This window comes from Corynebacterium sp. HMSC076G08 (assembly GCF_001811515.1).
In the GTDB taxonomy this organism is placed as follows: domain Bacteria; phylum Actinomycetota; class Actinomycetes; order Mycobacteriales; family Mycobacteriaceae; genus Corynebacterium; species Corynebacterium hiratae.
Genome location: NZ_KV805068.1, coordinates 65,187 through 89,610, shown reverse-complemented (window position 1 = coordinate 89,610; position 24,424 = coordinate 65,187). Strand labels below are relative to the sequence as shown.

Here is a 24,424-nt window from a genome sequence, read left to right as displayed (position 1 = left end):
CCCCGACGTGTCTACTTTCCGGGGGCCAGGCCCAGGGCCTTGATGTAATCGCGGAATCCGTTGATGGTCTCCTTCGGTTCTCGGGGGTCCACGTCCACCAGGAGGTAGTCGGCCGAGCTTCCCAGGGCCGTGGAGGCCTTGTTCAGGGAATCGGCCCCTTCCACACACTCACCGCATCCGGCAGAGAAGAAGAACAGTGCTGCGGGCTTACCGTCCGGGATGGTCCGGGTAGTGCCGTCAATGTCGGAGACCGTAACAGCAACGGCACCGGCCGCGTCGGGCGACGAACCGCCTGGCGCGGCCGACGGGCCGCTCGGTGAGCTGGCGCAGGCGGTTGTCAGTGCCATGACCGCTGCCAGAAACAGGGCGGAGGCGAGGTGCCTGGGCCGGGGAACGGACAGAGAACGGCGGGATCTCGGGTATGTCATAGTGTCTGGTGGTTCCTTCCAGGAATGGGGATGGGGACTCAGGCGGTACCGTGGTCGGTGCGGTGGTGCTCGGGGACAACAGATAGGTGAGGGCCTGGTCGGTGGCGGTCAGGGCATTCCTTTGCTTCGGTAGTGGGGGCTTGGAGCTCAGGCGCAGCAGGAGAGCTCGGAGACGTCGGTGGTGAAGGCCTTGGCGGCGATCCTGATGCCCTCGGCCATCGTCAGGTAGGGGCTCCAGGCGGCGGCGACCTGCGCGGTGGTCATGCCCGCTTCGAGGATGTAGACGCCGGCGGCGGCGATTTCCCCGGCGTCCTTGGCCACCGCGGAGAGGCCCAGGATCCGTCCGGTGTCGCGGTCCGCGACAACCTTGATGAAGCCGCGGGTGTCGCGGTTGACCACGGCTCGCGGCACGTACTCCAGGGAGAGGACCCGGCACTCGCAGCTGATCCCGGCGGCGACAGCTTCCTTTTCCGTCATCCCGACCGCCCCGATGGCGGGACTGGTGAAGGTGACCCGGGGCAGGTGCCGGTAGTCGACCTCGGCCAGGGCATCGGTGAACGCATTGTCCACGGCCAAGGCGCCGTGGGCCGCTGCGACGTAAACGAACTCCCGATGGCCGGTCGCGTCCCCGGCGGCCCAAACCCGCGGGTTGGACGTGGCCAGGCGGGAATCGACCACGATCTCGCCGGATGCGCCGGTCTTCACCCCGACGGCGTCAAGGTCCAGTCCCTCGGTCACCGGGCGGCGGCCCAGTGCCACGAGGATGCGGGAAGCGCGGAACACCTCCTCGCCCCCGGCCACGTTTGCCGTCACCGAGACCCCGTCCGGGCCGGAGGCCACGGAGTCGGCCATGGCCCGCCGGACCACCCGGATCCCCTCGTCGGCGAACACCCCCGCCAACGCCTTGGATGCCTCCGGTTCCTCCTGCGAGGCCAACCGGGAACGGACCAGCATGGTCACCCGGGAGCCCAGCCGGGAGAAAAGCTGTGCCATCTCCAGGGCAACATAGCCTCCGCCCAGGATCAGCATTGATTCGGGCACCTCGTCCAGTTCCATCGCCGTCGTCGAGGTCAGGTACCCGGCCTCGGCCAGTCCGGGAACGGGCGGCACGTAGGGTGCGGAGCCAGTGGCCACGAGGTAGTGCCCGGCCTCGATCGTTCTCACTGCACCATCCGGGGAGATCACCCGGAGCAGCGGTGCGTCCTGGGTTCCGGTGAACGACGCGTCCCCCGAGATCATCGTCCACCCGTAGTCCGCGGCCAGATCGACGTACTTCTCCGTGCGCATGCTTTCAACCAGCGCGGCCTTGCCCTGAATCAGGGCCGGCATGTCCACCGGGCCCGCCGAGGCCGCCACCCCAGGGAAGCGGGCCGAATCCAACGCCACGTGGCGGGCCTCCGCGGCAGCCAGGAGCGCCTTCGACGGGACGCAGCCCGTGTTCACGCATGTCCCGCCCACGGTGCCGCGCTCCACCATCACGACGCGCTTGCCCAGTCCGGTGGCCCGGATCGCGGCCGCAAACGCTCCGCCGCCGGAACCAATAATCGCCAGATCGAACTTTTCGTTTGTCATTCCAGATGTCTCTTCCCTGTGGTTCAAAAGTTCCTATGGAACCATTGTGAACCTTCCAGTACAATGGAAGGTCAAGTGTGGTGGCCATTGGAAGGGGAATCGGCGAACATGAGGATCGGACAGCTTGCGGAAGCAACCGGAACCACGACCAAGACCCTGCGGTTCTACGAGGAGTCGGGGCTGCTCCCTCCGGCCGAGCGATTGGCCTCCGGCTACCGGGACTACGCCGAGGATGCCGTGGGTCGGGTCGGGTTCATCCACCGGGGCCAGGCCGCCGGGCTGACCCTCGCCCAGATCCGCCAGATCCTCGACATCCGCGACGGCGGCCAGGCGCCCTGCGAGCACGTGCGCGACCTGCTTGACGTGCGCCTCGCTGAGATCGAGCAGCAGATCGCGCAGCTCTCCGTGCTGCGCGACACTATCGCGGACCTCAGACAGGACGCCGCACACCCGGACCCTGAAACGTGCAGCACCGATCAAGTGTGTAGGTACTTGTAATCCAATTGGGCACACCTCCTTAGCAACCACGCTATGCGAGAGTTGCAGCTCGACGAGAGCCAGGATGACAGGATTAACCGCCAGGAGCTATCTATAAATAGGGACTATTTCTTACCTGGAAGTAACATTTTGGCGGTTGAGGATAATACCTTTGGTGCATTTTGAGCCAAAGTAAAAATAGTCCCCTACGGGAAGACGGAAATAAGACAGTTCCCGGTGGACAAGAACAGTCTTCGCGAGCAGGTAGTTGGTGGGCCCTTGCGTTCATAATTCTGTGCACCATCACCACCATGATCGACAGGCGAAAACCAGGTTCTTCGGGTGGGTTGGCCCGCCTTCGGCCCAGTTGTGTCGGTAATCCAACTGGCTGAGAAAAGCAGGCTCGCCACAGCCGCCGACCCGGCAGGTACCGTCGCGGCCTTCGACAAGTTTGCGCATGATGATTCCTGGCTGGTAGCCATCGGCCTCTTTTATCTCTTCGGTTAAATCCCGCATCTTGTCATGTGGCATGGGCTCAGCTCGCCAGCCGAAGCCTTCAATAAAGGTCGGTGCATCCTCAATATCGCAGGCCTGGTAGGTGTGGAGCACCACCTCAGCTGGTGGCTTTATCTCACCGGAAAGCAGTTTGATGACTGCCTCAGCGACAGTGATGTCTTCCTTGGCGGCGGTCTGGTGGATGAAGGCATCGAGTTTAATGCCGGTGTCTTCCCCAACCTGCAGTTCCAGCCAGGCAGAGGTGCCGTTAGAAGAAAACCGGTACGTATCTTTAGGCCGGGTATCTTGGTAGGCGATGGAATCATCCAGGGTTTTACAAATATCGCGGACTTTGCGCCTGATTTGACTACGTGTAGGAAAAGCTTGGTTCGGCTTAGAAGGGGTGAAGAAGTCAGCCAGGAGAGTGTCGATAAAGTCCAGGGTTTCATCAGTCAAGGCTGTCAGTGCTGACATGGGTTGATCGATAGCAATGAGGGATTCAATGTCGAGCAGGCAGTGGGTGTCTTGTATGGCTTTGACTTTCGGCAGACTTTCTAGCCGGTGGATAGCACGCAGGCCGGATTTGATGTGGCCTTCCGGCAGTGACCAGGCGGCGACTAGGGATAGTGCGGTGGTGTTGATATCGGCGTGCAGGCTGGGCATGGCCCCGACCCAGGTTTTATAGGTGGCCCGGCGGGCTTTGGAGCGGGCTATGGCGTGTGGGTTATTAGGGTTGGTGGTGGAAAAGAAAAAGGTAGGCGGGCGTGTAGCGGTGGTGGTCATGGGTATCTCCCCCGAGATAAACCTGTGTTAGAAGAAGTGTTCTAACCATAATCCTAGCGGCCACCGCCACACATGGCTATAGCCTGTGGTAAATTCCCGTCAAGTCGTTACTATAAACGGGGGTAGCCACCATGGGTTAGCCAGGACATTCGACGCCAACCAACGAAAAATCCCACCAACGTGGAATCTATTCGTAGCGCACGTCACCACGTGCAACGTCCTTGCGCCCATGAAGAATGAAGTAGACCACAGAAGCAACCAGCATCAAAGCCGCCAGCATCCAGTACATGGCGGAGTATCCCGTCGCGGAGATAACCTGCCCCAGCAGAATCGGACCGAAGCCGATGCCTAGGTCCAGCAGCAAGAAGAAGGTCGAGATCCCCGCGCCCATCTCATACATCGGCACTAGGCGCACAGCGATTGCCTGACCGGCCGGAAGGATAGATCCATATCCGATGCCCACCAAAGCACCCGCGACAATAATCTGCCAATCGGCACTAGCCGAAGCCAGGACAGCCAAGCCAGCGATAAAGAAGACGAGCGAGGAGTAGATGATGATGTTGTCACCGCGCCGATCCTGCAGCCTGCCCAGCACAAAGCGCAGGATGAGACTCACAACCGCATAAGCCAAGAAGAAATAGCTAGCGCCCTTCTCCAGACCGGCGTGAGCGGAATAGCCATTCAGGAAGGTAATGATGCCCGTATAAGCAACACCGACCAAAAGGATGAAGACGCCGAACGGCGCCACCGCCGGGTGCACAATATTCCCTAAGGAGAAGGTCACACTGCGACGCTCCTCCGCCGGTGCCTTGACGACGAGCCCCAAGCCCATGGCCACTACCGTCAGCGTCAGCGCCACCAGAAACACGGTATTATAGCCAGCATTGTGGACAATCGCAAGACCTGCCGCCGGGCCAAAAGCGGTAGCCAGCGTCGTCCCCAAGGCGAAGTAGCCGGTTCCCTCAGCGCGGCGATGGTCAGGAATCACCGATTGCGCCACGGCCATCACAGCCGTCGAGGCCACCGCATAACCGAAGCCATGCAAGATACGGACAGCGAACAACAGTGGCAGAGACTGAGCTGGGAAATACAGCGCCATCGCCACAGTGACCACGATGAGGGAGACAACCAGCGAGCGCTTCCGCCCAACAGCATCCACGATGTAGCCCGAAAAGAGGCGAGCAATCGTCGCCCCCACCACGAAGGCACTTGAGGCAAACCCGCCCGCCGTGTCCGAAGCTTGGAACTGCTCGACGGCATAGAGCGCCATGATGGTCACAAGCAGATAGAAGACCGTAAATTGGGCGAAATTCACCAACCACGCAAACACGAATGTCGGCGTAATGAGGGACTGGGATTCAGAGGACGTTTGAGACACCTTCTTCAGCAGTGTTATGGAATTAAGACTTCCACAAGCTACCAAAGATCAGAGATACTTTCGAATCCGTCCTCAGGGTCGTGCCACGCTTGACGACGTCCCTATCCGAACAGTTTTCGCAGGTAGGGCGAGCCGAACTTCCAATCAGGGTCCATCTTTTCACGCAGCTCGCAGAACTCGTCAAATCTTGTATAAAGTTGAGCAAAGTCGCTCCGAGACAGGGAGTTCATCTTGCCCCAGTGCGGGCGCCCGCCCGCTGCGCGCAAGATGGGCTCGAGCTTCGGCATGTAATCCTGCGGGTTGAGCGCACGCGGAATGTGGAAAGCAATGTACATCGATTCGCGGCCCGATGCCGTCGAGAGTGCAACGTCATCCGCGGCCGTCGTGCGCAGCTCCATCGGAAATCCGATGCGCCAATCCTGCTCGTCGATGAAACGGCGGATTTCGCGGACGGTGGCGGGGCCGTCGGCAAGCGGCACTGCGTACTCCATCTCATGAAAGCGAACCCGGCGCGGACTAACGAAAACGTCGTGGGCGGCGGAACGGTAGCGGTTATTGGAGATGACCGATGTGGCGAACTTGTTGAGCGTCGGAATCGTCCCCGGAATAAGACGTCCCAGCGCCAGGGCGGCGGCGAAGGCGCCGTTGCCGATGAGCTCGTCGTCGATAAGCGCCTTGAGACGTGAGCGGCGCTCCCCGTTCGGTTCGAGGCGCGTGTTGGCCTTGACCATCGCGCGGTCGGTGTGCGGGAACCAGTAGGACTCGAAGTGGTCGACGCCCCTAGAGAGCTCCTCCCAGTTATCCATCAGCTCATCGAAGGCAATGCCGGACTCCTCAGCCAGCAGGTCAAAGGCATCCACGCACTGCATTTCGACTTCGACAACCACGCCGAGCGCGCCCACGCTGACGACCACGAGGCGAAGGAGTTCTGGGTCTTCGTCGATGGAATAGGAGCGGGTGTTGCCGTCGGCGTCGATAAGCGTCAGCCCAGTGACCGTGCCCGCAAAGCCCGTGTAATTGATGCCGGTGCCGTGGGTCGAGGTGGAAATCGCGCCCGCTAGCGATTGCGGGTCCACATCCCCCTGATTGGCCAGGGCAAGACCAAAGGGGCGCAGGAGCTTAGGCACGTCCCGCAAGCGAGTGCCCGCCAGGAATCGGACGCGTTTGCGCTGCTTATCGACGCTCACCAGACCACTCACGTGATCGAGATTGAGCATGGTCTCCTCCCCCGCTGCGATGGGAGTGAAGGAGTGGCCCGCACCGACCGCGCGCACGCTGCGGGCGCGGCTGATGATGCCAGGAATCTCATCGATTCGGGAGGGCTGCACAAACTCCTGCGGCTTCGTAGTGACCGATCCTGCCCAGTTGCTAAACGTTGTCATCGGAGTGTCCATCCTTGTCCTCTATAGGTGTCCCATACATCAACGCCGTCATTTCCAACAGCCAAAAGGCGGTCGACGTTTTCTGTCATTTCGCCGGCCTTGGCGTGGCGGAACCACACCAGATCCTCGACGTTCAGATCGGCCCCATGCAGCGGTGTCTGCACCTCACCGGCACCCTCCGTGCTGGAGTAGCTAAGGCCCGCCGGCCACACCGGAACCGGAACGCGATCCTTCGCGGGCGGCCCGGAGGCGATCCAGCCTCCGGAGTTGACCGTCGCCCAGCCCGGCGCGGGCACACGGGATACTTGGCAGACGAAGAACGCGGCCGCCTTGTGGTTGATGCCTGTGAAGTCATCGAAGATCGCCGGCGTGTAGAAACCGGAGCCAGCGGCCAGTTCGGTCAAGGTTCCCTCGGCCGCGGATTCCTGGAGGCTGCCCGTGCCGCCGCCGTTGACGAATTCAATGTCCGCCACCTCCCGCGCGGCCTCCACGCAGGCTCGGCGTCGCGGAGCGAGGTCGGACATGGACTTGGTGCGCAGCCAGCGCTTGACCGCTCCCACCGGACCCGGCAGGCCATCCGCAACGGATGCCACTTGCCCCTCATAGGCCATGAGACCGACAAGCCGGTGCCCGCGCCGAAGAATCTCGCGCGCAAGCACCGAGACCTGTTCCGGCGTACGCACGGGTGAGCGCCGCGGGCCGATAACCGCGCCCGGCAAGTGGAGGGTGCAATCAATGTCGATGGCCACACGCAGGGAGCCCTCAAGCAGGTCTAAGAGCTCAGCACTATCCACCATGATGGTGATAGCCTCGCGCGCGGTGTCATCCGCTGCGAGCTCGCGCAGGGCTTGACGGTTAACACTCGGGTAGGCCACCACGATGTCATGGAAGCCCTCTCCCACCAGATGCAGAGCCTCCGGAACGGAATAGGCGAGGATGCCACGGTAGCCCTCGTGCTCGAGAGCGCGGCGAAGTGCCGCCACGCTGCGTATTGATTTCGAGGCCACGCGGATGGGCAGTCCTCCGGAGCGGGTCGGCATTTGTGCAGCGTTGTAGTCGAATGCGTCGAGGTCAATGACGCCTACGGGCGCTGGGCTTTCTCCAGATCTGACGAGCGGCTCAACGGCCGCGCGTACCTGGGCCTGTGGAGTGGTCGCGAGGATTGGCATAGCGTCATCCTAACCACGATTAATTTAGTTTGTGAGACAAATCTCGAAAAATCTATAGCGCCATCGCATATTTTTGGGACAATAGACCGCATGAAGACCTTCACTCAGACCCGTCTGCCCCAGCGAGTGCTCAATTTCTTAGACACGGATCCCGCCCGCGATGTTTGCGGCACGGGTGAGCAGCACCAGGCTCACGCGCCTTTTAGCGGTGAGGAGCTCTTTAGCTTCCCCGTCGCCACCGCCGGGGACGTCGAGAAGGCCGTCAATTATGCGCGCGCCGGCGTTGGTCAAGGTGACCGCGCTGCCATCTTGCTGCGCCTGCACGACCTCGTTTACGAGAATGAGGAGCTCATTCTCGATCTCATTCAGGCAGAAAACGGCAAGTCCCGCTCCCATGCCTATGACGAGCTGATGGATCTGTATAACTGCGCGCGCTTCTACGCGGTCAATATCCGCAAGGCCTTTGGCGCTGACCGCCACCCCGGCGCGCTTCCCGTACTGACTAAAACGCGCACGCAGCACTACCCGCTGGGCGTGGTGGGGCTTATCTCTCCGTGGAACTATCCCCTGTCTCTGGGCGTGGGCGACGTCCTGGCAGCACTCTCGGCCGGCAATGCCGTGGTACACAAGCCGGACTCCCAGACCACGTTGACGGCAATTCTGCTGCGACGCCTAGCCATTGAGGCGGGCCTTCCGGAGGCCGCCTGGCAGCTGGTTCCCGGCCGCGGGGCGGAGGTGGGTGATGCCCTGGTTCCGCTGGTGGATGGCCTCTCCTTTACCGGTTCCACCAAGGCCGGCAAGTCCATTGCTACCCAGGCAGCGGGGCGCCTCATCCCCACGATGCTGGAGCTAGGCGGCAAGAACCCGATGCTGGTGCTTGACGACGCCCCCCTTAAGCCCACCGCCCAAGGTGCCGTGCGCACCGCATTCTCCTCCTCCGGGCAGCTGTGCATGTCCGCCGAGCGCGCCTATGTTCACGAGAGCGTCTTTGAGGAGTTCCTTGCAGAACTTCAGAACGCACTGGACCAGCAAGTGCTCGGGTCGGCCTTCTCCGATGCCGCCACCATCGGCTCGCTGACCTCGCAACGCCAGCTCGATACCGTTAAAGCCCACGTGGAGGATGCCGTGTCCAAGGGCGCCACCGTGGTCTACGGAGGAAAGGCCCGGCCGGACCTTGGTCCATACTTTTATGAGCCCACCGTGCTGACTGGTGTGACCCCAGAGATGGATCTCTATGCCACCGAGACTTTTGGACCGGTACTGGCGGTATACCCTATAAGCTCCGATGCCGAGGCCATCCAGCTCGCCAACGACACCACCTACGGCCTATCCGCATCGGTGTGGTCTGGAAACTCCCGCCGCGCGTGGAAGGTGGCCTCCCAGCTGGAGGCCGGCATGGTCAACATTAATGAGGGCTTCGCCGCAGCCTATGGCTCCATCGCCGCGCCCGGTGGCGGCGTCAAGGAATCTGGACTGAACCACCGCCACGGTATTACCGGCATGCGCCTGTGGGCCAACGAGCGCACCGTGGCCGAGCAGCGCCTGCACCCGCTTGCGCCCTCGGAGTACATCTCGCCGGAGCGCTTCCGCCAGCTGGTGTCCACGGGCATGCAGCTGATGAAGACTTTCCGCCTCTAAACGCCATCTAAACAACTATGAAGGAACTTACCCGCGACGAGCTTCTCGCCCGTCGGCTCATCGCTCAAGGCCTTGCACCATCGGCCGCGCGGCCGACTCTGGCGTCGGCCCTCGATGTTGCTGAACATCTCCTCGCCCTCCAAGGCCAGACCTACGATGCCGGCATCAGAGCGCTTTCTCTTCGCGCCGGCTGCGATGAACAAAAGGTACTCGAAGACATTTCTCACTTTCGCGTGGTGCGCTGTTGGCCACAGCGCGGCACGCTGCATTTCATGCCGGCTGCCGACGTCCGTTGGATGTCCCGCCTGCTCTACCCACGCGTAGCCTCCAGCCAGAAGTCTCGGCGGCCGAGCTTGGGGCTGAGCGAGGACATGGTGGCAGCGGCCTCGGAAGCGCTTCACAGCGCTGCGACCGAACCCCTGAGCCGCACGGAAGTCTACGAGATTTTCGCTGAAGCTGGTGTTGATCCCACTGAAGGCAGGGGCTCCCACCTACTCCGCGCCTTTGGTGGTGCCGGCGACCTCGTGCAGGGCCCGAAAGCTGGCAACCAAGAGACTTTCCTCCACGTAGACGCGCTACCTACCGTCCAGCGCGAGCCGGAGGAACCGCTTGCTGAACTGGCCCAGCGCTATGTCGAAGGGCACGGGCCAGTATCCGCAGCCGACCTCCAAGCATGGTCCAAGCTCAGTAAATCTCAGGCCACCAAGGCCCTGACATCGACGGTTGCTCAACCTGTGTTCCACGAAGGTCAGGACTTCTGGATGGCCACTTGGCAGGAGGATGTCACGTCTAGCGAGATCGAGAAGGCCCTAAAAATTCGCCTCGAGCTCCCCGCCTTTGATGAGTACCTTCTGGGGTATGCACACAAGGAATGGATCGTTCCCGATGAGATCCGCAATGATGTCCTGACCAGGAACGGCCTCAGCTGGCCGTGGGTCATGGAGGGCGGACGCGGGGTCGCAAGCCTGCGGTACGCGGGCTAACCTACAGCATCCGCAGGATGCGGCGATGAACCGTGCCGGCTGGTTCAACGTGGATGAACACCTCGGCACCGGGGAAAAGATCGTCGATGGCGTCCTCGATACGGTCAGCGATGGTGTGCGAGTGCAACACCGTCCACTCGCCGGGCACGTCCATCGTCAGGTACACAAGGCGCTGACGACCCGCTGCCACTGTGCGACGCGAGGTAAAGGAGACCTGGTGGTGGTCCTCCAGCTCATTGAGAAGCGCATCCAGCTGCCCGTGTTCTTTCTTCGGCAAGGACTCCGACAACAGGGAGCTCAACGATTCTTTGAGCAACTTGTAGCCAGTCCACAAAATATTGAGGCCCACGGCAAACGCGATGATGGGGTCCAGCCACAGCCAGCCTGTCAACGTCACTGCCCCAATACCGACGATGACGCCGACGGAGGTCCAGACGTCGGTAAGCAAGTGCTTTCCATCCGCCTGCAAGGTGGCCGAACGGTGTTGTTTACCCGCGCGCACAAGCAGAAAACCGACGCCCAGGTTCAGCAGGGAGGCCACGAGCGATAGTAAGAGTCCGAGCCCAGGCTGCTCCAGCGGCTGCGGCTCCAGAAGTCGGCGAATCGCCGTGTAGATAATCATCGCCGCAGCGACGAAGATCATTGCACCCTCCACCAACGCAGAAACATATTCGGCCTTGCCGTGGCCGAACTGGTGGTTTGCGTCCGCCGGCTTTGCCGCAATCTTAATAGCCACAAAACCTACAACGGCGGCGACGAGGTTCACACCAGATTCGAGGGCGTCAGAAAGAAAGCCCACCGATCCCGTCACCGCAGCAGCGACAATCTTGAGCGCGATCGTGGCCACTGCAGTAGCAATGGAGAGCTTCATAAAGCGTTCGAGCAGCAACTGCTCGGTGGGAAGAGACATAATGTCGGCCTTCAAAAAGAGATTTCTACAGCCCCTTAGACTACCAAAGCCGGATGTGCACGCACTGTTCACTGAATGTTTACCGCGTGCGGTCGCGAAGTACATAAACCGCCGTTAGTTTGTACTTTATGTCCACAGACATAACTCGCCCAGTCCTTCTCTTCGATTTTGATGGGACCGTCAGCCTTGGCCACGGCCCCGTTCTGGCCTATGCGCGCCTCATTGCAGAGAAAGCCGGGCACCCATCCATTGCTCAAGACGCCGAAGCGCTGCTGAACTCCGATAACGTCGGCTCAGCACGCGACGGCTACCACCTCGTCCGCACTCTCGCCGCCGAACTCGACGTGCCGGAAGAGACCTGCCAGGAGGCATATTTGGCTTCCCGGGAGAACCTCGCCGACACCGGCATCACCGCCCCTGAGGGGCTTGCCGATTTCCTTGCCTCCTACCCCGGCAGCGCCATTCTGGCGACGAACTCTCCAGAGATTGGTCTTAGCGCTGCCCTTCACACACTGGGCCTCGACAGGTCCTTCGACACCGTCTACACCAGGGTGGGCAAACCCGAAGGACTGACCCGCATCCTGGACACCGATCTCGCCGACACGGATCCGACTCACCTCATCTCCTTCGGCGATATTTGGGAGTTCGACCTCGCACCCGTGGCCGCCGTAGGCGGACGCACCGTGCTCGTTGATTCCCCCTTCGCAACCTCCCCTGAGGCTGACCCGACGTGGCGCGTCACCCGCGTCACCGACATCTTTCCCGAACTGACCTCCGCTCTTTAACCCACACGCACAGAAAGACATTCATTATGCGCCGTTTCACCGCTCTTGCCGCCACCGCACTTACCTTGTCCCTCTCCCTCACCGCCTGCTCTTCCGACTCCGATAACGGTTCCGATTCTGCCAAGGGCTCCGATGAGAAGCTCACCCTCGCGCTCATCCCAAACGAGAAGGTCAATGACCTGGTGACCACCGCGAAGCCGCTGACCGATTACCTCTCTGAGGAGCTCGGCGTGGAGGTCGAGGGTGTCGTGACCAAGGATTACCAGGCCGCCGTCGAGGCCATCGGCTCCGGCCAGGCAGACATCGCCATCGCCTCCGCTGCACAGCTGGCCTCCGCTGAAGACATGTACGATGCCCACGCTGTGCTGCAGGACGAGCGCTTCGGTGCAGATTCCTACGCCGGCCAGTTCGTCACCAACAACCCGGACAAGTACTGCGAAGATGAGCCAGTCAAGTCCACCTACGCTGCCAGCGGCGCCGAGTACCTCTACTGCAACGGCACCGCCACCGCAGACGAGAACAAGGGCCAGGGGCCGAAGGGCCTCGAGGCGCTGAAGAAGATCGATGGTGAGACCACTGTCGCTATGCTCGGCGCCACCTCCCCGGCCGGCTACCAGCTGCCCGTCATGGCGATGGAGTCCCAGGGTATCGACGTCGATAGCCTCAAGAAGGTCCCGGTAACCTCCAACGATGCTTCCATCATGGCTGTCTACAACGGCGACGCTGAGGTGGGCTTTAGCTTCTGGGACGCACGCTCCACCATCGACGCGTCCGAGGCTCCTGACTTGGCTGAGAAGCTCGTCGTCTTCGGATACACCGAGATGTACCCCAACGGCGGCGTCGTCATTTCTGACGATGTCCCAGAGGAGCGCCGCAAGGAAATCACCGAACTCATGGATGGTTTCTCTGAGGTCGACCCAGACACGATGTCCGCCATCTTCGATATCACCGACTGGGTTCCGGCTAAGAAGGAATCCATTGACATGGCGCGCAAGGTCAACGAGCGCTTCGCACAGTAGGTTCGCGCTCCTCCACTGCCCAGTTCCCACTCAGAAAGGTTCCCCATGACGGAGGAGAAAGCGTGGGGCATTCGGTTCGAGAATGTCTCGGTGCGCTACCCCAACGGAACGCTGGCGCTTGACGACGTCTCCGTGGACATCGCTCCCGGCGAATTCGTCGCCATCGTCGGCCTGTCCGGCTCTGGCAAATCCACGTTCATCCGCAGCATCAACGGCCTCGTGCAACCGACATCCGGCAAGATTTTCGTCGGCGACCACGAGATTTCTGCGGCGAAGGGAGCGCAGCTGCGGAAGCTGCGCGGCCGCATCGGCATGATCTTCCAGGAGTTCAACCTGGCGGACCGCGCGAGCGTCTTCTCCAATGTCCTCGTCGGGCGCTTTTCTCACAATCCCAGCTGGCGCACCCTGTTGGGAATCTCTACCGCCGAGGACAAAGCAATCATCGCCGAGGCCCTCGACTCCGTAGGGATCCTCGACAAGGCGTGGAATAAGGCCGGCGCCTTATCGGGCGGCCAGAAGCAGCGCGTGGCCATCGCTCGCGCCCTGTCCCAGAAGCCGGCCATTATGTTGGCCGATGAACCCGTGGCGTCCCTCGACCCGCCCACCGCGCACTCCGTGATGAAGGATCTGCGCCGCATCAATACCGAGCGGGACCTGACCACCCTGGTGAACTTGCACCTGGTGGATCTGGCGCAAGACTACGCCACACGCATCATCGGCATTCGCCACGGCAAGATAGTTTTCGATGGGCCCGCCGCAGGCTCCACCGTGGAGGATTTCGAAGCCATCTACGGCCGGCGCATCCGCGAGGAAGACCAGCTGGGAAGTCAGGAGAGCCGGGCATGACGGCGGTACTTCCCCCACGGCAGCGCAACTGGCCCGGCATCCTTGGCGGGCTGGCTGCTTTTCTCGCGCTCACCATCGCCACCTGCGTCCCCGCCTGGGGCGGAATCGAGATCGACTTTGGGCAGATCGCTCGCAACTGGCGCAACGGCGCCGACCGCTTGGCCCTGATGTTCAGCCCCGACTGGTCCATCCTCCCGCGCACGTGGGAGCCGATGCTTGAAACCCTCGCCATGGCCGTCGTCGGTGCCGCCATCTCTGCGGTCATCGCTCTGCCCCTATCCCTGTGGGCGGCGCGGCCCACCAACCCATCGACACCGTGGCGCTCGCTAGTGCGCGGCATCGTCAACGTTGTCCGCGCGGTGCCCGACTTGGTCTACGCCACCATCCTCGTGGCCATGCTCGGTGTGGGTTCCCTCCCGGGCATCATTACGCTGGTGCTTTTCGACGTCGGCATCGTGGTCAAGCTCGTATCCGAAGCCATCGACTCCGCCGATGACTCCTACATGGAGGCCGGCCGCGCGGCCGGCGGCACGCAGAATCAGATCAATCGCGTGACTGCTCTCCCACAAACCTGGCCTGCCTTTGCCAGCCAGGTCATTTACTCTCTCGAACTCAACGTCCGTATCTCCGCGGTATTGGGACTCGTGGGCGCGGGTGGCATTGGCCTGCTCATCGACGAGGTCCGCGGCTTCTACCGCTATGACGCGCTTTCTGCCATCGTGCTCGAACTGCTCGCCGTCGTCATCGCCTTGGAAATCGTGTCCGTCAACCTGCGAAAGAGGTTGCGATGAGCATTGCACTTCCAGCAACTGCACCATCCGCGCTACCTTCACGTTCCCGCAGCTGGGGTGTCGGGGCTGCGTGGGCCGGAATTCTGGTCATCCTCGCGCTGTCTTTCGGCTACATCGATGTCAACTTTTCCGCGCTCAAAGAGCTCCCCGCCAACATCTGGCACTACCTCGTACTCATGTTTTCGAACCCGGACTGGTCCAAACTCGGCGAGGCCCTCCTGCAAACCTGGCGCTCCGTGGCCATGGCGTGGATCGGCGCGCTTCTCGGCGTAGTGCTTTCTACTATTCTCGGCGTCCTCGCCGCGAACACTGTCTCCCCGGGCTGGGTATGCCTTCCGCTGCGCGCGCTCTTCGCCATCATCCGCGCGGTCCCGGAGATCATCATCGCCATCATCATCCTGACGGTCACTGGGCTCACTCCTTTTACAGGTGCGCTTGCCTTGGCGATCGGCGGCATCGGTACACATGCCAAGTGGACCTATGAGGCCATCGAAACCGCGCCGACCGGCCCGGCTGAGGCCGTCAAAGCCTCTGGCGGCACCCTCGCAGAAATGGTGCGTTGGGGAACGTGGCCCATCGTCCAGCCTGAATTAGCATCCCTGGCGCTCTACCGTTTTGAGATCAACGTGCGCACCTCCGCGGTCCTCGGCCTCATCGGCGTGGGTGGCATCGGTGACATGCTCACCGGCTATACGCAGTACCGCCAGTGGGACGTCGTCGGCGTCCTGCTCATCGTGGTCATCGTCATCACCATGTCCATCGACGCCATCTCCGGCGCTATCCGCCGCCGCATCGTGGCCGCCAAATTCACCTGATAGTTACCCCTATGACTGATTCCGCCCCGCTCTCCGCGCACATCACCACGCGCATGCCGAGCCTGCAGCCCATCGAACAACGCGTGGCCCAGGCAATCCTCGAAGACATGGACTTCGTCCTGCACACCACTGCGGACCAGCTGGCGACCAAGGTAGGCACGTCCCGTACCTCCGTCATCCGCACCGCGAAGGCGCTGGGCTACGACGGGTACCAGCAGTTGCGTGTGGCGCTCACGCAGGAGATTGCGCAGCGCCCCACCCCGCCGGCGGGTGCCGATTCCACCCACGTCGGCCGCATGAGTGCCGAGATTGCCTCCTTCAGCAACTACCTGCATGGGCTTACTGCCCTGCTCAACGAGGATGAGCTAGCCGCGACAGTGGAGGCAGTAGCGCAGGCCAAGCGGGTTCTCCTCGTGGGCAATGGCCTCTCTGCTCCCTTGGCGCAGACCATGGCGCTGCGCCTCACAAGCATCGGGCGCCCAGCCGAGTTCGTGGCGGAGGCCATGGGCCAGCACATCGCGGCGACGCAACTAGACGCAGAGTGCGTGTGCCTCGTCGTTTCCGGTTCAGGGTCGACCACGCTCACGCTCAAAGCCGCGACCGCAGCCTTCGAGGCGGGCGCGAAGCTCATCGCGCTGACCTCGTTTACCTCCTCGCCCTTGGCGGAGCTCGCCTCCTACACGCTGGTCATCCCCTCCCCGGATGGGACATTTCGTGCAGAGCTGCAGGATGCCTCGCGCGTTGCTTTTCTGCTGGTGCTTGAAGCACTCGTGACGCTGGTGGATTCCCACCTCGATGATTCCGCGGCACGGCGCACGGTGCTCTCCGTGCTCCAATCGGCGATGAAAGATTAATTTCCAAGGTAGGCGTAGGCCGCGGCGATGAGCGCCTGCATCGCGGTGCTGAGCGTGGGCTGCAACTCCGGAGCAAAGCGCGGGTTGTGGTTAGGAATGGACGCGCCATCAGTACGTCCGCCAAAACCCCAGAAGCAATACGGAGCGCCGAAGGCATCGGGGATTCTCGAGAAATCCTCCGATGCGGTCCACGGTTCCATGTCGAGGACGTTGTCGCTTCCGAGGACATCGATTAGCTGCGCGCGCACCTTGTTCGTGACTTCCTCATCGTTGACAGTGAGCGGGTAATTATCGCTTTCGGTGATCTCCGGCTCACGTGGGGACATCGCTGCCTGGCACTCGGCGTTGACAATCCGGTGGATGGCCACAACGATTTGCTCTCGAATCTCCTCGCTATAGGCGCGGACATTGATGCGCAGGGTGGCCGAATCCGGGATGATATTGGCCTTCGACCCCGCTTGCAGCGCGCCGACGGTCAGTACGGCGAACTGGTGAGGATCGACTTCGCGGGACACGACGGTCTGCAGCCGCAACACGATGGAGCTGGCCAAGACGACTGGATCGACGCTGAGGTGTGGCATCGAACCATGGGAACCGTGGCCATAGACGGTGACCGTGAGTGAGGTCGCTGTCGACAAGACCGGGCCGGGCGCAATCAGTACGGTGCCGGCCGGGGCGTTTTTATCAATAAAGATGTGCTGGCCAAAGGCCACGTCAGGCGTGGGGACTTTGCCGGTAAGTCCCGCGTCCACCATGGATTGTGCACCCTCCGCGGTTTCCTCGCCCGGTTGAAAGAGCGCGATGAAAGTACCGGACCACGCGTCAGTGGCCTTCGCCATCGCTTCCGTGGTACCAAGCAAGGCGGTCACGTGGGTGTCGTGGCCGCAGGCGTGCATAACCTCGCCCGTGGCCGAGTAGTCCAAGCCAGTGTCTTCAGTGACGGGCAGGCCGTCGAAATCGGCACGCTCTAGGACTGTCGAGCCCTCACCGTTACGGAGAATGCCGACAACTCCCCCGCCGAATTCCAGCACCTCGACTCCTGGAAACTCCCGGAGCTTGCCCGCGATGACGCCGCGGGTGCGCTCCTCTTCCATGCTGAGCTCAGGATGCTGGTGAAGGTCCTTGTACAGGGCTTCTTGCCACTGCGTGGCATGTGCTGCTCGGTCTAGGATGTGGGCGATACTCATGCCCACAGCCTACGCGCTATGAGCGCACGAGCTAGCCGCCGATCTTGAAATCGCAGACGTCGCCATCCTGCATGATGTATTCCTTACCCTCCTGGCGCACCTTGCCAGCGTTACGGGCTTCCGCCATGGAGCCAGCACCATCAAGGTCGTCGAAGGAGACGATTTCTGCCTTGATGAACTTCTTCTCAAAGTCGGTGTGAATGACACCCGCGGCCTGCGGTGCCGCAGACCCCTGCCTGATGGTCCACGCGCGGGCTTCCTTCGGGCCAGCGGTCAGGTAGGTCTGCAGGCCGAGGGTGGCGAAGCCGGCCTTGGCCAACGTCGCCAAGCCTGGCTCTTCCTGGCCGACAGACTCCAGCAATTCCAGAGCCTCTGCCTCGTCGAGCTCAAGGAGCTCGGTTTCAGTCTGGGCATCGAGGAAGACACACTCCGCCGGGGCTACGAGCTGGCGCAGCTCCTCCTTCTTGGCCTCATCGGTGAGGACGGCCTCGTCCGAGTTGAAGACGTAAAGGAAGGGCTTCGCGGTCATGAGGTGCAGCTCGCGCAGCAGGGACAAATCAATCTCATTGTTCTTGGACGCCGCGAAGAGGGTACGGTCATCCTCCAAGATGGCCTGGGCCTTCTTGGTCTCCTCCACGGTTTCTGCTAGATCCTTGTTCTTGCGCGCTTCCTTTTCCAAACGCGGCAAAGCCTTCTCGATGGTCTGGAGGTCCGCAAGGATGAGCTCGGTGTTAATGACCGAAATATCGTGCGCCGGGTTAACCTCGCCGTCGACGTGGATAACGTTCTCATCAGCGAAGGCACGCACCACCTGGCAGATGGCATCGGCTTCACGGATATTGGCGAGGAAGGCGTTGCCCATTCCCTCACCCTTGGAAGCGCCCTCGACAATGCCGGCGATGTCCACGAAGGACACGGTGGCCGGAAGGATGCGCTCGGAGCTGAAGATTTCCGCGAGGCGGTTCAGGCGGGAATCGGGAAGCTCCACTAGTCCGACATTGGGCTCGATGGTGGCAAACGGATAGTTCGCTGCCAAGATATCGGAACGGGTCAGGGCATTAAACAAAGTGGACTTGCCCACATTGGGCAGGCCGACGATTCCAAGTGTAAGACTCACGGGGCCAATCCTAACGCACCCCGGATCTTTTAAGGCAAGATGGTGGGGTGAGTTCTGATCAGCCATCCCCCAATGCATCCTCGCCTGAGCTCGCCGCCGCTGAGGCAGCGCTCGGCGGACGCTTCGATGATTCCGTCGACGCCGCTTCGCTGAACGCAGTCTCGCCGCACCCGCCAGGCAACCAAGTGGATCGCTCCGTGGTGGTCGGCGAGGTCATCAAGTCCGCATCGCTGTGGGCACTGCGCCTGACCATTATTGGGCTATTCCTCTATGCCTCATTCCGCATGCTGGGCAACTTCTGGCGTGGCATTTTGCCGGTTCTCATTGCTCTCATCATCTGCACTGTGCTTGCCCCTGTTGCGAGCGCCATGCGGCGCAAGGGGTTGCCGTCGGCCCTGGCTGCGGCAGTGACCATCCTCGTGTCTTTTACTGCGGTGGGCTCGCTTTTCATGTTCATTGCTCCGGACTTTGCGCGGCAATCCCAAACGCTGTACCTGCAAACTGCGGAAGGCATTCAGCGCCTGCAGCTATGGGCACAGGGCCCACCGCTCAACCTCGATCCGGACGAGATCGGCCAATACATCGATGAGATCGCCCTGTGGCTGCAGCGCCAGGCCGGCTCTATTGCGGGTTCCGTGTTCACGGGAATTGGCACGGCGACCTCCATCGTGGTCACGCTCTTCATCATCGTGGTACTGACCTTCTTCTTCCTTAAAGATGGCCACAACTTCCTTCCCTGGTTGCGCCAGGCCACGGGCCGCCGGACGGGCTGGCACCTCACTGAACTGCTCACCCGTGTGTGGACCACGCTGGGCGGTTTCGTGCGGGCACAGGCGGTGGTCTCGCTTGTCGACGCCATCTTCATCGGCCTCGGCCTCGCCCTCATCGGGGTGCCTTTGGCCATGGCGCTAGCCATCATCACCTTCATCGCCGGCTTTATCCCCTTTGTGGGCGCGATCGTGGCTGGTGCGCTATCCGTGACCATCGCCCTGGTCTCCTTGGGCTTTACCAAAGCACTGCTCGTTCTTGGCTTGGTCCTCTTAGTTCAGCAGCTTGAGGGCAACGTGCTCTCCCCGTGGCTGCAATCGAAGGCCATGAACCTGCACCCGGTCATCGTGTTGATTTCTGTGACTGTAGGCTCCGCGCTCTTCGGCCTCGTCGGCGGCTTCCTCGCCGTTCCGGCGGCAGCGACCATCGCGGTGGTCTACCGCTACTTCCAAGACATGATGATGCTCCAATCGGGCGAGCGCACCGCCGAAGACTTGGAGTTTTCTACCGTGGCAGGCTTCCTCATCGGGCGCTATACCCAACAGCAGGGTGACCACAAACGCGAGCAATGGCTGTCCGTCCCGGACCACGCTGCACCGGAAGGCGCGGCGGAAGACGTCGCCAGCGATGGCACGAGCCCGCTGGACCGCAAGGTCGATGTTGACGCGGAACTCAGCGAGCGCGATAGCGGCGCCCGCGCGGGAATCAAGCGCGCCATCGGCGCTCTCGAACAGATATTGCAGTCGAAGGACAAGAACTAGCGGGGCGTGTCCGGGGCGCATGTCATGATGACAGACATGACGTCTACCCTTCCCGTGTTGCTCCTCTTCCTCGGCCTCATCATTGGCGCCGCCCTCGGTTGGCTGGCCCGCGCCTATTCCGCGCAGTCTTCCCAGCCCTCCGAAGAACACCGCGCGCTGCAAGAATCCCAACGCCGCCAAGCAGAGCTTGCCCCGCTGGAAAAGGCCATGGACCGCTTGGGCCTGCAATTGCAGGAAATTGAAGAGGATCGCGCGACATCGCTCGCCGCGCTCAGCAGCCAAGTTCAAGCGGTAACGCGCACCTCGACTCGGCTCTCCGATCGCACCGACAAGTTGGTCGGCGCGCTGCGCTCGCCGAACGTCCGCGGGCGCTGGGGTGAGGTACAGCTGGAACGCGTGGTCGAGCTCGGCGGCATGCGCAAACATGTGGACTTCGACTCCCAAGTCAGCGCTCGCATCAACGGTTCGGTAGTCCGCCCTGACCTCGTCGTTCACCTGGCGGGTGGGCGCAGCATTGTGGTCGACGCCAAGGTTCCACTCAGCGCCTACCTCGACGCCATGGAGACTGAGGATCCGGAAGAAAGGGCAGGGTATCTCCGGCGCCACGCGCACCTGATGCGCTCACATGTCCAAGCACTGGCTTCTAAGGACTATATCGAGGCTTTCTCCCCCACGCCGCAGTTTGTGATCCTCTTCGTTCCCGCGGATACCTTCGTCGACGCCGCGCTCTCCATCGATGCCGAGCTGCTCGAGTTCGCATTCGAGCGCAACATCGTCATCGCCACGCCAAGCACCCTCTTCGCCCTCCTGCGCACCGTGGCGGTGAGCTGGCAGCACGAAGAAATCTCCGACAAAGCCCGCGAGGTACAGCGCTTGGGACGTGAGCTCTACACGCGCCTTAATACCCTCAACGAGCACTATGACAAGGTCGGCCGCGGCCTCGAGCGCGCGGTTGAGGCTTATAACGCGAGTTTGGCCAGCTTGGACTCCCGCGTCGGGGTCACCGCGCGGCGGCTCAAGGAACTAGATGTGCCCGCCCGCGTTGACCGCCTACCGGTGGAGCCGCGCAGTGTCGGTTCTTGGCCGCGGCGCGCCCACGATGAATAACGTTTTGGTCACCAATCCCGGTAAGCTCTCTGGTCGTGTCTGTTGCCAAAAATCGTCGCCGCCCTCCGCGCCGTGGGATGCCGCTTACCCGAGCGCTCCTCGTCGCGCTCGTCGTGACGCTTGTGGCCTTGGCAGTCTCAGGTGTGCTCGGCAAGGTTGCCCTGCCGTTCGCCCTGATCTTTGGACTTGGCTCGCTCGCTCTCACCTGGTTGGTGGAGATCCGCGGGCTCTACTTGTTGGTGATTACCCTGCCGCTGCTCTACGCGCTAGGAACCGTAGGCGGCGGGTTCATTAACTCGACGGCTGCCTTGCCAGAAGGCGCCTCTCCGTTTTCCAAGACCGCGCTTCTCACCACGGCCTTCCCACTGATACAGCACTTCCCGGTGCTCATCGTCACGGTCTTGGCGTGTGCGCTGCTCGCGGTCATGCGCATATGGAGCAGCAACAACCACGCGAAGAGCCGAGAAGCGGAAGCACAAAAGAAGCGCCGTGCCGACGCTGCCTCCGACCGCCGCAACCGCTCTGAGCGGCTCTCCGTGGCAGAGCTCATTGCCCGGGAGAACACGAGCTCTGGGCGGGTACGGGAGCGCAACCGTGAGGAACGCCGCCGCCTGCAGGCCGAAGAGCGCGCCCAGCTCCGCCACGCGTCCCCCGAGACCGACGTGCAGGAGGATTTCCGCCGCGCCGCCGCTGAAGCAGCGGAGAATGCGCGGCGCCCCCAGCGGTCCCCCCAGCCGCTCGAGGAAAACCTCTACGACGAGGACTAGCGCGCAGTACGTGCCGGGCGCAGATCGCGCGGCAGCGAGAACGTGATGGTCTCCGTGGAGGTGGTCACCTGCTCAACGTCGCTGTAGCCGCGCTCATCCAGGTATTCGAGCACTTCACGCACCAGCAGCTCAGGCACGGAGGCACCACACGTGACGCCAACGGTGTTCACGCCTTCAAGCCAGGCCTCATCGATCTCTGAGGCGAAATCCACCAGATAAGAAGTCTTCGAACCTGCCTCCAGGGCAACCTCGACCAGGCGCTTGGAGTTGGAGGAGTTCTGGGAGCCGACAACGATCATGAGATCGCACTTCGGGGCGATGGCCTTGACCGACTCCTGGCGGTTCTGTGTGGCGTAGCAAATATCGTCTGACGGCGGGTTTTCCAAGTGCGGGAAGCGCTCGCGCAGCTTGTTGACGATCTGGATGGTCTCATCCACCGACAACGTGGTCTGGGACAGCCAGATGAGTTTTTCCTCGTGTAGAAAGTCCGGCAGCTTGTCGACGCCCTCCAAACCATCCACCAGGTGGGTGACGTCTGGGGCCTCGCCGGCAGTACCTTCGACCTCTTCGTGGCCTTCGTGGCCGATCAGCAGAATCTGGTAGCCGTCGCGCTCAAAACGCTGGGCTTCCTTGTGCACCTTGGTCACCAGCGGGCACGTGGCGTCTAGCGTTAGCTGCTTGCGCTCTTCGGCCTCTTTGCGCACGCTCGGCGCGATGCCGTGCGCAGAAAATACCAGGTGAGCACCTTCGGGGGCCTCGGAGGCCTCTTCCACAAAGATGACGCCACGCTTGGCCAGGGATTCAACGACGAAGCGGTTGTGCACGATTTGCTTGCGCACGTAGATGGGAGCGCCGTACTTTTCCAGCGCCTTTTCCACTGTCTCAACAGCGCGGTCCACGCCGGCGCAGTAGCCGCGGGGAGCCGCGAGGAGCACCTTCTTTGCAGTTTCAGTCATGCCAACCAGAGTATCTAAAGTTGCCCACATACTGTAGTTCTCGCCCATTCTCGCCCGCCGCAGGTGACCGGTGACACCCGATGTCCGGCGCGCCCCATACACTAGACGGAACACGCCCCGAAGCACAGACCACTCAAGAGAAAGGACTGCGCGTGAACCAACCGGCCAATTCCGCGGAGACACCGTGGCCCGTCGGCAAGGTCAATGACCAAGTCAAAGGCTGGATCGAGCGCCTCGGCTTCCTCTGGGTGGAGGGCCAGATCACCCAGCTGAACATGAAGCCGACGTGGAAACTGTCCTATATCACCCTGCGTGACGTGGAACAGGAGAAATCTGTCCAGCTGACCTGCAACACGTCGCTCATCCGGAATGCTCCCTCGCCGCTCAAGGACGGCGACCGCGTCGTGGTCTACGGCAAGCCCGCCTTCTACGCTGGGCGCGGTAGCTTCTCCCTGTGGGTTACTGAGATTCGTCACGTCGGCATCGGCGATCTCCTCGCCCGAGTAGAGATGCTGCGCCAGCGCCTACGCCAGGAGGGCCTGTGCGATCCATCTCGGAAACTGCCGCTTCCCTACCTGCCAAAGAAAATCGGACTCATCACCGGCCGTGGCTCCCACGCTGAGCGCGATGTCCTCTCGGTGGCACAAGACCGCTGGCCGGCAGTCCAGTTCGAGGTCATCAATACAGCGGTGCAGGGAGCCACGGCAGTTACCCAGGTCATTGACGCGCTGCAGACCCTCGATGCCAGCCCAGAGGTCGATGTCATCATCATCGCCCGCGGCGGCGGGTCGGTGGAGGACCTGCTCCCCTTCTCCGAGGAGGCCCTCCAGCGCGCTGTGGCCGCCGCCCGCACCCCGGTTGTCTCCGCCATCGGCCACGAGCCGGACCACCCGGTGCTTGACGACGTCGCCGATCTCCGCGCCGCCACCCCCACCGACGCGGCCAAGCGCGTCGTGCCCTCCGCGGCCGAGGAATACGCAGTGATTTCCGAAGCTCGTTCCCGCATGGCGGCTGCGCTGCGCGGCTGGGTGGAACGGGAGCGCCGCGGGCTCGAGAGCATTCGCTCCCGCCCAGTCCTCGCGGACCCCATGGTGCCGATCACCGCGCGCCGCGAGGAACTCGAACGCCACGTTGCGTCGATCCGGCGAGTCATTACTCATCAGCTGGACCGCGAAAGCAACCAGGTAGCCTCGTTGCGTGCGCGGGTCTCCGCCTTGGGTCCCTCGGCCACTCTCGAGCGCGGTTATGCCATTGTGCAGGTCCTTCCGCGCGATGGCAGCGGGCCGGAAGTCGTTACGAGCTACACGCAATCGCCCCCGGGTTCGCAACTGCGCATCCGTGTGGGTGATGGCTCGATCACCGCCGCCGCCATGGCCTCCCAGGCTGCGGATTAAACAGAACGCTTTATACAGAACCAGTAAGAAAGAAGCATTATC

Annotated in this window: 23 protein-coding genes; 13 read left to right on the top strand and 10 right to left on the bottom strand. The window is 62.1% G+C overall.

Going from position 1 to position 24,424, the window contains the following annotated elements; all coding sequences use genetic code 11:
- Nucleotides 1-11: 11 nt before the first annotated feature.
- On the bottom strand, nt 12-347 hold the full coding sequence (locus HMPREF2806_RS13855; RefSeq protein ID WP_232745408.1) for a hypothetical protein: 336 nt from the start codon (nt 345-347) through the stop codon (nt 12-14).
- Nucleotides 348-575: 228 nt separating this feature from the next.
- On the bottom strand, nt 576-2,000 hold the full coding sequence (merA, locus tag HMPREF2806_RS09945) for a mercury(II) reductase (RefSeq protein WP_070517614.1): 1,425 nt from the start codon (nt 1,998-2,000) through the stop codon (nt 576-578).
- Between the two features lie 108 nt (nt 2,001-2,108).
- On the opposite strand from merA, the gene HMPREF2806_RS09940 reads away from it, so the two are divergent.
- A complete protein-coding gene (locus HMPREF2806_RS09940; RefSeq protein WP_004601215.1) occupies nt 2,109-2,498 on the top strand; it encodes a heavy metal-responsive transcriptional regulator in 390 nt (129 codons plus the stop codon).
- Nucleotides 2,499-2,780: 282 nt separating this feature from the next.
- Here the strand turns inward: HMPREF2806_RS09940 and HMPREF2806_RS09935 are convergent, their stop codons facing one another.
- The 4 genes from HMPREF2806_RS09935 to HMPREF2806_RS09920 form a co-directional block, all read right to left on the bottom strand.
- Nucleotides 2,781-3,755, bottom strand: coding sequence for an HNH endonuclease signature motif containing protein (locus tag HMPREF2806_RS09935; protein ID WP_232745402.1), 975 nt, complete (start codon nt 3,753-3,755; stop codon nt 2,781-2,783).
- Between the two features lie 187 nt (nt 3,756-3,942).
- Nucleotides 3,943-5,133, bottom strand: coding sequence for an MFS transporter (locus HMPREF2806_RS09930; protein WP_070517613.1), 1,191 nt, complete (start codon nt 5,131-5,133; stop codon nt 3,943-3,945).
- Between the two features lie 101 nt (nt 5,134-5,234).
- A complete protein-coding gene (locus tag HMPREF2806_RS09925) occupies nt 5,235-6,515 on the bottom strand; it encodes a D-arabinono-1,4-lactone oxidase (protein WP_083306542.1) in 1,281 nt (426 codons plus the stop codon).
- On the bottom strand, nt 6,512-7,684 hold the full coding sequence (locus tag HMPREF2806_RS09920) for an alanine racemase (RefSeq protein ID WP_070517612.1): 1,173 nt from the start codon (nt 7,682-7,684) through the stop codon (nt 6,512-6,514). The genes HMPREF2806_RS09925 and HMPREF2806_RS09920 overlap by 4 nt, the downstream gene beginning before the upstream one ends.
- Nucleotides 7,685-7,774: 90 nt before the next feature.
- On the opposite strand from HMPREF2806_RS09920, the gene HMPREF2806_RS09915 reads away from it, so the two are divergent.
- Both HMPREF2806_RS09915 and HMPREF2806_RS09910 read left to right on the top strand, forming a co-directional pair.
- Entirely contained in the window at nt 7,775-9,322 is a 1,548-nt protein-coding gene (locus tag HMPREF2806_RS09915) for a succinic semialdehyde dehydrogenase (protein WP_070517611.1), read from the top strand.
- A gap of 17 nt (nt 9,323-9,339) precedes the next feature.
- Nucleotides 9,340-10,305, top strand: a complete 966-nt coding sequence (locus HMPREF2806_RS09910; protein WP_070517609.1) for a winged helix DNA-binding domain-containing protein — start codon at nt 9,340-9,342, stop codon at nt 10,303-10,305.
- Between the two features lies 1 nt (nt 10,306).
- Here HMPREF2806_RS09910 and HMPREF2806_RS09905 read toward each other — a convergent pair whose 3' ends face one another.
- Entirely contained in the window at nt 10,307-11,215 is a 909-nt protein-coding gene (locus HMPREF2806_RS09905; RefSeq protein WP_232745401.1) for a cation diffusion facilitator family transporter, read from the bottom strand.
- A 128-nt stretch (nt 11,216-11,343) separates the two neighbouring features.
- Between HMPREF2806_RS09905 and HMPREF2806_RS09900 the strand changes: the two genes are divergently transcribed.
- The 6 genes from HMPREF2806_RS09900 to HMPREF2806_RS09875 are packed head-to-tail and all read left to right on the top strand — an operon-like array spanning nt 11,344 to nt 16,325.
- A complete protein-coding gene (locus HMPREF2806_RS09900; protein WP_070517608.1) occupies nt 11,344-12,000 on the top strand; it encodes an HAD family hydrolase in 657 nt (218 codons plus the stop codon).
- A 26-nt stretch (nt 12,001-12,026) separates the two neighbouring features.
- Nucleotides 12,027-13,019, top strand: coding sequence for a phosphate/phosphite/phosphonate ABC transporter substrate-binding protein (locus HMPREF2806_RS09895; RefSeq protein ID WP_070517606.1), 993 nt, complete (start codon nt 12,027-12,029; stop codon nt 13,017-13,019).
- Between the two features lie 45 nt (nt 13,020-13,064).
- Complete coding sequence (phnC, locus tag HMPREF2806_RS09890; RefSeq protein WP_049155476.1) at nt 13,065-13,865, top strand: phosphonate ABC transporter ATP-binding protein; 801 nt, start codon at nt 13,065-13,067, stop codon at nt 13,863-13,865.
- A complete protein-coding gene (phnE, locus tag HMPREF2806_RS09885; RefSeq protein ID WP_070517604.1) occupies nt 13,862-14,656 on the top strand; it encodes a phosphonate ABC transporter, permease protein PhnE in 795 nt (264 codons plus the stop codon). The genes phnC and phnE (HMPREF2806_RS09885) overlap by 4 nt, the downstream gene beginning before the upstream one ends.
- A complete protein-coding gene (gene phnE, locus HMPREF2806_RS09880; RefSeq protein WP_070517603.1) occupies nt 14,653-15,471 on the top strand; it encodes a phosphonate ABC transporter, permease protein PhnE in 819 nt (272 codons plus the stop codon). The genes phnE (HMPREF2806_RS09885) and phnE (HMPREF2806_RS09880) overlap by 4 nt, the downstream gene beginning before the upstream one ends.
- Nucleotides 15,472-15,482: 11 nt before the next feature.
- A complete protein-coding gene (locus tag HMPREF2806_RS09875) occupies nt 15,483-16,325 on the top strand; it encodes a MurR/RpiR family transcriptional regulator (RefSeq protein ID WP_070517601.1) in 843 nt (280 codons plus the stop codon).
- Here HMPREF2806_RS09875 and HMPREF2806_RS09870 read toward each other — a convergent pair.
- Nucleotides 16,322-17,512, bottom strand: coding sequence for an amidohydrolase (locus HMPREF2806_RS09870; RefSeq protein ID WP_070517599.1), 1,191 nt, complete (start codon nt 17,510-17,512; stop codon nt 16,322-16,324). The two genes, HMPREF2806_RS09875 and HMPREF2806_RS09870, sit on opposite strands and share 4 nt — an antisense overlap.
- A 31-nt stretch (nt 17,513-17,543) precedes the next feature.
- Nucleotides 17,544-18,629 carry a redox-regulated ATPase YchF gene (ychF, locus tag HMPREF2806_RS09865; protein ID WP_070517597.1) on the bottom strand — a complete coding sequence of 362 codons (1,086 nt, stop codon included), beginning with the start codon at nt 18,627-18,629 and terminating at the stop codon, nt 17,544-17,546.
- A gap of 47 nt (nt 18,630-18,676) precedes the next feature.
- On the opposite strand from ychF, the gene HMPREF2806_RS09860 reads away from it, so the two are divergent.
- The 3 genes from HMPREF2806_RS09860 to HMPREF2806_RS09850 are packed head-to-tail and all read left to right on the top strand — an operon-like array spanning nt 18,677 to nt 22,032.
- A complete protein-coding gene (locus HMPREF2806_RS09860; protein WP_070517595.1) occupies nt 18,677-20,158 on the top strand; it encodes an AI-2E family transporter in 1,482 nt (493 codons plus the stop codon).
- Between the two features lie 36 nt (nt 20,159-20,194).
- Nucleotides 20,195-21,265, top strand: a complete 1,071-nt coding sequence (locus tag HMPREF2806_RS09855) for a DNA recombination protein RmuC (RefSeq protein WP_070510515.1) — start codon at nt 20,195-20,197, stop codon at nt 21,263-21,265.
- Between the two features lie 35 nt (nt 21,266-21,300).
- Complete coding sequence (locus HMPREF2806_RS09850; RefSeq protein WP_232745399.1) at nt 21,301-22,032, top strand: DUF6542 domain-containing protein; 732 nt, start codon at nt 21,301-21,303, stop codon at nt 22,030-22,032.
- Here the strand turns inward: HMPREF2806_RS09850 and HMPREF2806_RS09845 are convergent.
- A complete protein-coding gene (locus HMPREF2806_RS09845) occupies nt 22,029-22,988 on the bottom strand; it encodes a 4-hydroxy-3-methylbut-2-enyl diphosphate reductase (protein WP_070754977.1) in 960 nt (319 codons plus the stop codon). The two genes, HMPREF2806_RS09850 and HMPREF2806_RS09845, sit on opposite strands and share 4 nt — an antisense overlap.
- A 152-nt stretch (nt 22,989-23,140) precedes the next feature.
- Here HMPREF2806_RS09845 and xseA point away from each other — a divergent pair, with 152 nt between their 5' ends.
- Entirely contained in the window at nt 23,141-24,382 is a 1,242-nt protein-coding gene (gene xseA, locus HMPREF2806_RS09840) for an exodeoxyribonuclease VII large subunit (RefSeq protein ID WP_070517593.1), read from the top strand.
- Nucleotides 24,383-24,424 lie beyond the last annotated feature (42 nt).

Excerpts from the sequence above, each read along its gene's own strand:
- HMPREF2806_RS13855 (WP_232745408.1), bottom strand. The coding sequence starts at position 347 with ATGGCACTGACAACCGCCTGCGCCAGCTCACCGAGCGGCCCGTCGGCC.
- HMPREF2806_RS09875 (WP_070517601.1), top strand. The coding sequence starts at position 15,483 with ATGACTGATTCCGCCCCGCTCTCCGCGCACATCACCACGCGCATGCCG.
- HMPREF2806_RS09940 (WP_004601215.1), top strand. The coding sequence starts at position 2,109 with ATGAGGATCGGACAGCTTGCGGAAGCAACCGGAACCACGACCAAGACC.
- HMPREF2806_RS09900 (WP_070517608.1), top strand. The coding sequence starts at position 11,344 with ATGTCCACAGACATAACTCGCCCAGTCCTTCTCTTCGATTTTGATGGG.
- HMPREF2806_RS09870 (WP_070517599.1), bottom strand. The coding sequence starts at position 17,512 with ATGAGTATCGCCCACATCCTAGACCGAGCAGCACATGCCACGCAGTGG.
- HMPREF2806_RS09910 (WP_070517609.1), top strand. The coding sequence starts at position 9,340 with ATGAAGGAACTTACCCGCGACGAGCTTCTCGCCCGTCGGCTCATCGCT.
- HMPREF2806_RS09845 (WP_070754977.1), bottom strand. The coding sequence starts at position 22,988 with ATGACTGAAACTGCAAAGAAGGTGCTCCTCGCGGCTCCCCGCGGCTAC.
- phnE (WP_070517603.1), top strand. The coding sequence starts at position 14,653 with ATGAGCATTGCACTTCCAGCAACTGCACCATCCGCGCTACCTTCACGT.
- HMPREF2806_RS09855 (WP_070510515.1), top strand. The coding sequence starts at position 20,195 with ATGACGTCTACCCTTCCCGTGTTGCTCCTCTTCCTCGGCCTCATCATT.
- HMPREF2806_RS09915 (WP_070517611.1), top strand. The coding sequence starts at position 7,775 with ATGAAGACCTTCACTCAGACCCGTCTGCCCCAGCGAGTGCTCAATTTC.
- phnE (WP_070517604.1), top strand. The coding sequence starts at position 13,862 with ATGACGGCGGTACTTCCCCCACGGCAGCGCAACTGGCCCGGCATCCTT.
- HMPREF2806_RS09925 (WP_083306542.1), bottom strand. The coding sequence starts at position 6,515 with ATGACAACGTTTAGCAACTGGGCAGGATCGGTCACTACGAAGCCGCAG.
- HMPREF2806_RS09935 (WP_232745402.1), bottom strand. The coding sequence starts at position 3,755 with ATGACCACCACCGCTACACGCCCGCCTACCTTTTTCTTTTCCACCACC.
- HMPREF2806_RS09895 (WP_070517606.1), top strand. The coding sequence starts at position 12,027 with ATGCGCCGTTTCACCGCTCTTGCCGCCACCGCACTTACCTTGTCCCTC.
- phnC (WP_049155476.1), top strand. The coding sequence starts at position 13,065 with ATGACGGAGGAGAAAGCGTGGGGCATTCGGTTCGAGAATGTCTCGGTG.
- HMPREF2806_RS09905 (WP_232745401.1), bottom strand. The coding sequence starts at position 11,215 with ATGTCTCTTCCCACCGAGCAGTTGCTGCTCGAACGCTTTATGAAGCTC.
- HMPREF2806_RS09920 (WP_070517612.1), bottom strand. The coding sequence starts at position 7,684 with ATGCCAATCCTCGCGACCACTCCACAGGCCCAGGTACGCGCGGCCGTT.
- merA (WP_070517614.1), bottom strand. The coding sequence starts at position 2,000 with ATGACAAACGAAAAGTTCGATCTGGCGATTATTGGTTCCGGCGGCGGA.